This is a genomic window from Streptomyces sp. NPDC006261 (assembly GCF_040613515.1).
Taxonomy (GTDB): Bacteria; Actinomycetota; Actinomycetes; order Streptomycetales; family Streptomycetaceae; genus Streptomyces.
Window position 1 is genome coordinate 1 of sequence record NZ_JBEXSI010000130.1, and the last position, 4,892, is coordinate 4,892.

6 protein-coding genes are annotated in these 4,892 nt (G+C 64.4%); all 6 read right to left on the bottom strand.

Annotated elements, in window-relative coordinates:
- A partial coding sequence (locus ABZ154_RS34675) for a diaminobutyrate--2-oxoglutarate transaminase (protein WP_356838416.1) occupies positions 1-794 on the bottom strand: 794 nt, incomplete at its 3' end.
- A gap of 19 nt (positions 795-813) precedes the next feature.
- Positions 814-1,767 (bottom strand): hypothetical protein, encoded by a 954-nt coding sequence (locus ABZ154_RS34680; RefSeq protein ID WP_356838417.1) that lies wholly within the window; start codon positions 1,765-1,767, stop codon positions 814-816.
- Positions 1,764-2,177, bottom strand: a complete 414-nt coding sequence (locus ABZ154_RS34685; RefSeq protein ID WP_356838419.1) for an ectoine synthase — start codon at positions 2,175-2,177, stop codon at positions 1,764-1,766. The genes ABZ154_RS34680 and ABZ154_RS34685 overlap by 4 nt, the downstream gene beginning before the upstream one ends.
- Before the next feature lie 38 nt (positions 2,178-2,215).
- The gene (locus tag ABZ154_RS34690) at positions 2,216-2,473 is read right to left on the bottom strand and encodes a phosphopantetheine-binding protein (protein ID WP_356838421.1); all 258 of its coding nucleotides are present in this window, start codon (positions 2,471-2,473) and stop codon (positions 2,216-2,218) included.
- Between the two features lie 43 nt (positions 2,474-2,516).
- The gene (gene ectA / locus ABZ154_RS34695; protein ID WP_356838425.1) at positions 2,517-3,077 is read right to left on the bottom strand and encodes a diaminobutyrate acetyltransferase; all 561 of its coding nucleotides are present in this window, start codon (positions 3,075-3,077) and stop codon (positions 2,517-2,519) included.
- Between the two features lie 1,212 nt (positions 3,078-4,289).
- Positions 4,290-4,577: a hypothetical protein gene (locus ABZ154_RS34700; protein ID WP_356838423.1), complete on the bottom strand. Its 288-nt coding sequence runs from the start codon at positions 4,575-4,577 to the stop codon at positions 4,290-4,292.
- Between the last annotated feature and the right edge of the window lie 315 nt (positions 4,578-4,892).

Genomic DNA, 4,892 nt, shown 5'->3' on the forward strand with positions numbered 1-4,892 from the left:
TCCGGGACGATGCCGGCCTCCTCGAAGGAGAAGAAGCCGCCGGTACGGCCGCAGCCCATCTGGATGTCGTCGACGATCAGCAGCATGTCCTGGCGCTCGCACAGCTCCTTGAGCGCGCGCAGCCACTCGGCGCGGGCGACGTTGATGCCGCCCTCGCCCTGGACCGTCTCCACGATCACCGCGGCGGGCTTGTTCAGCCCGGAGCCCTGGTCCTCCAGCAGCCGCTCGAACCACAGGAAGTCGGGGACCGTACCGTCGAAGTAGTTGTCGAACGGCATCGGAGTGCCGTGCACCAACGGGATCCCGGCCCCGGCGCGCTTGAAGGCGTTGCCCGTGACGGCGAGCGAGCCCAGCGACATGCCGTGGAAGGCGTTGGTGAACGAGACGACCGACTCGCGGCCCTTGACTTTACGGGCCAGCTTCAGCGCCGACTCGACGGCGTTGGTGCCGGTCGGGCCGGGGAACATCACCTTGTACGGAAGGTCGCGCGGGCGCAGGATCGCGTTCTGGAACGTCTCCAGGAACGCGCGCTTGGCGGTCGTCGCCATGTCCAGACCGTGGGTGATGCCGTCGCGCTCGATGTAGTCGATCAGCGCTCGCTTCAGCACCGGGTTGTTGTGGCCGTAGTTGAGCGAACCGGCCCCGGCGAAGAAGTCCAGGTAGGAGTGGCCGTCCTCGTCGGTCAGCCGAGCGCCCTGCGCACGGTCGAAGACGGCGGGCCAGCCGCGGCAGTAGCTCCGGACCTCGGACTCCAGGGTCTCGAAGACACTCAGTGCGGGCGGGGTGAGAGTCATTCCTACTCCCTGGAGGTCGTCAGGCAGCGGTGAAGGATGAGGAAGGTGCCCCGGCCAGACGGCTTGCGTGTCGGACGTCCTCCTCCAGCAGGGACGACAGCACGTCGTAGAGATCGGCAGGGGCTTCTCTGCCACGGCGCAGTCGGCGCACGGCCAGGTAGCAATGCCCGGCGAACTGCGTCCACGCCTCCGCGTGCCGGGCGAACGGCTCGCTCAGACGGGCGGGCACGGCATCCGATAGCCACCGCCCGTGCAGCAGACGCGAGCGGGCAAGGAGCCAGGTCTCCAGCATCAGTGCCTCGGCGGCGGCCAGCGGATCGGCGTGGTCGCGGTAGGCCTGTACGAACTCGCCCATCCGTGGCTGGGCCTTGTTCAGATGGGAAGCGTTGCGCCGGAGTACGTCCGCAGGGTCCGGCGGCACGGTCGGCACGGCTTCGACTTCTCCGACGCGAATCGGCTGCCCCGATAAGCCCTGGATGAGTTCGTCTCGGTCGAGCGTCCAGTCGTCCGGGCGGGCAGGCCCGTAAGGCGTGTCGTTGTGGTAGGCATCGACCACCACGCCTTTCGCGCCCTGCCCGGGAACCAGCAGAAAGCTGTGCGACATGTGCTGGTGGCCGCTGTAGGGGCACCACGGCAAGGTGTAGGCGTCGGCCACGACGTACAGCGCTCCGGTGCGGTCGCCGGCCGCCGCATCCAGCAGCTGGAAGGCGCGCTCGATGGTTCTCGGCTCGTCGATGCCGTGCAACCGCACACCGGTGAGGGCGTGGGCGTCGGCCACGTGCCGGCTGAGTGCCTGCTCCACCGTCGGCAGGGAGGTGTCGATCGGCCGGTCGAAGGGGAAGCGTAAGGGGGCGCCCAACCGGCGGTGGGTGCCGCCGCCGTGCGAGTAATCGGCCAACACGGCGAGGTTTGCCTGCACGCAGTCCAGCGCGGTCGCCTCGACACCGGCGAGAGCCGCCTGCCAGGCGTTCACGGGGAGGTGCTTTCCATCGGCGGGACGGCGGCCTTCTGCAAGCCTTCCGGCGGGGGGTAGGCCCCGTCCTCATCGTGGACCTCGGCACCGGTCACGGCGGGCGTGAACACGCAGAGGAAGCGCATTTCCGTGAAGGCTCTCAAGGTGTGCCGGTCATGCTTGTCGAGTACGTAGAGAGAACCTTCGCCAAGGGGATGCACCTCGCCTGTGGCGTGGTCCTCGATCTCTCCCTCGCCGGATATGCAGTACACGGACTCAGCGTGATGCAGGTACTCGAGCGTGTACTGCACCCCGGCATAAGCGATGGTGTCGTGGAGGGAGTAGCCGAGCCCGTCGCCTGCCAGCAGCAGTCGCCGACTGCGCCATTGATCAGAGCGTACGTCCTGGTCCGTTCCGGTGACACCGTCCACCCTTTTTATTATCACGCGGACTCCTCGAGATGCCGTTGCTACGCCAGCGTATTGTTGTTTTTTTCGATGACCGCCTGCAGGTCTCGTACTGTGTGAAGACGGGCGAGATCTTCGTCCGGAATGGCAAACTCGAAATGCTCTTCGACTTCTTCCAGAAGTTCGACGATCTTCATCGAATCCATACCGAGATCTTCCTCAAAACGGACATCACCGAGCTCCGTCACCAAACTCTGCGAAACGAGGTGGCCACGCAAGAGATTCAGCAGGTCGGCCGATATTTCTTTCCGTTCACTCAATCCAGAAGCACCCTTTCGATGTCGTGCGCCGCAGTGTGGTCGCCTAGAGATTCCTTACCGGCCCTATCCGGTAAAGAACCTCGCTGGGATGATCATCGGGGAACTGCGAGGAATCGAAAAGGATGCAGCGCTCCACCGGCGCCCCCAGCGAGGCCGCGCACTTTTCGAGCATCATGATGACGGGTCGATTGCCAGGATTCACGGTCGTTTCGAGATGGGTGACACCCTTCCCGACCCCACGCTGGAGCAGAGTCCGCAGCATGGCGCCCGGAAGGCCGGGCCGGCTATCCGTGAGATCCGTGGCTGTCTGCCAGGCGAACAGGACTTCAGGACTTTCGGGACGACAGTAGGCGGTGATGAAGCCGATCACTTCACCGTCCGCCCGCTCCGCGACGGCAGACGTCGAAGAAAAGTCGCGACACCACATGAAATAGCTGTAGAGGCTATTACTGTCCAGATTTTCGCTTCGATTCACGAGTTCCCACATGCGGGGCGCATCGTCGACTTTCGGGGGCCGTATCACGTATGTGCCACTCACCCGTACACTCCAAGCCCTATTTCGCGCCAACTGGCCAGCTCTTCGCTTCCGTATTTCTCCCACCATCGTGGGCGCAGGGAAAACTACTGTCAAGCGCCGAATGCATCGCGACAGATGACGGTCACGCGGGTTCCCCTATCTCTTGCACCCACACGTAACGTACTCACGGTCGGCCGAAATTTGAGCCTCGGAAGCCCTCTTTTGCGCTTATGGCAGGTTTGCCTCGTCTGCCCAAATTGGGATACCTCGTGCGCGGGCTTGTCGCTGCCACTGGTTTAACGAGAGGAGCTAGTGTGATGCGCGTCACAATAGCGGATGGGTGAATATTCGACAGATTTAACACGTGAATTCTTGAGAACTCTGCACCTAATTGAAAGATTAACTTCTTTAGGATCCCGTAAACGATCTATAAGTCACGCACGGCAGCCTTGATAGCCGTGCGGTTGCTGGCTGGCCTACCCGGTCAGGCGAGGTTGTGGAAGCAGGCCCCACGAGGCTGGCAGGGCGCGGCCGAACTGCTGCGGCGTGACCGTGAACGGGGTAGACGTCGGAACCTGGGCCACCCGACAGGCCGCGCCCCAGTCTGGGACACCCTGAGCTCCGAACAGCAGGACCGGCTGGAGGCTCAAGCGCCCAACCGACACCACGGCACCGGCCAGCCCGCTCGGGAAGAGCGGGAACAACGGGCGTTCGAGCGGGGAATCGCCGCACTCACCCAGGACGGCCAGCGCGAGGGACATTCGCCCCCCGACAGCACACCGAAACCCTCGTCCTGATCGCGCAGGACGCCGAGCCCCCCAGACGGCCGGCGTCACATACCGGACCACCGAGGCGTCAGGGACGCCCTGACGCCTGGTCGCCACTGCGGGTGGAGAGACCGGAGAGCCGTGGAGGCGCAGGACCTGCCCCATCCCTCCACGGCGCCCGGGCAACCGGCTGGGCAAGAGGTGGCGGCGAGAAATCGGGGTACCTGGGAAGCAGCTCCGACCCAGACCGGATTGTGCGCTGAAACAGAAGGGCGACTCTGTGACGCTGATGGCTCACCCTGCGATGATGCGGGATCTGAATGACGCGTCCGAGACCCCCGCGGCGGTGGGCGCCGACAAGGCGAACAGCGCGCAGGCACGTCAGTGTCTGGACGACCACGCTGTGCGTATCCACCAACACCTGTGACTGGCTTTATCGAGCAGTAGCGGGTTCTGGCACAGATCTTGGGGAACCGTCGCGGAGAGTGACGAATTTGTTCGATTGTGGGGGAGGTCACGAGCCCGAGACCCGTCAGCGTTCACGCATTCTGGTGCACCACCAGCCGAACACCGCCAACTCGATGTAGTTGGGTTCCGGCAAGGTACGGCGCTCGAATTCCGCGTCGATGCGTATGATCAGCCGTCCCAAGTCCCTTTGCGCTCCGGGAGGAAGGTGCAGCATCGCCCGCTCCAGATCGTCACGAGCGTCTTCCACCTCTATCCCGGGCGAACACGCCTCGGAGGCGTTCAGGTAGCGACCAGGCTGCTTGAAGGCCCACTCGAAGCGAGAGAGCGCAATCGCGACCGCGTTGGGCCGCATCTCCTGGTCTTCGACCCGGCGGATCGCTGCACGAGTCCGCGCGGATACGCCAGGGACCCTCAGGACCGGATACTGCCATCGTGGCCGCCACTGCTCTGCACGGACGGCCTTGGGACGCCTACGCGGCATCGCCCTTTCGGATCAACATAGTGTCATCCTGCCACGGCCGGGCCCCTGCACGACCCCCGTCCACACGCCCGCCCGCGCAAATATTGAGGCGAAACCGATGGGTTGCCTGCTCGTTGATCGGGTGTGATCGAGGGTGGGGATATGAGGCGTCTGTCGCCGGCTGCGCAGGAGGATCTGCGGTTGCGG

Bases quoted from the DNA above. Each gene is read 5' to 3' on its own strand.
- ectA (WP_356838425.1), bottom strand. From the start codon at position 3,077: ATGGTGGGAGAAATACGGAAGCGAAGAGCTGGCCAGTTGGCGCGAAAT.
- ABZ154_RS34700 (WP_356838423.1), bottom strand. From the start codon at position 4,577: ATGCGGCCCAACGCGGTCGCGATTGCGCTCTCTCGCTTCGAGTGGGCC.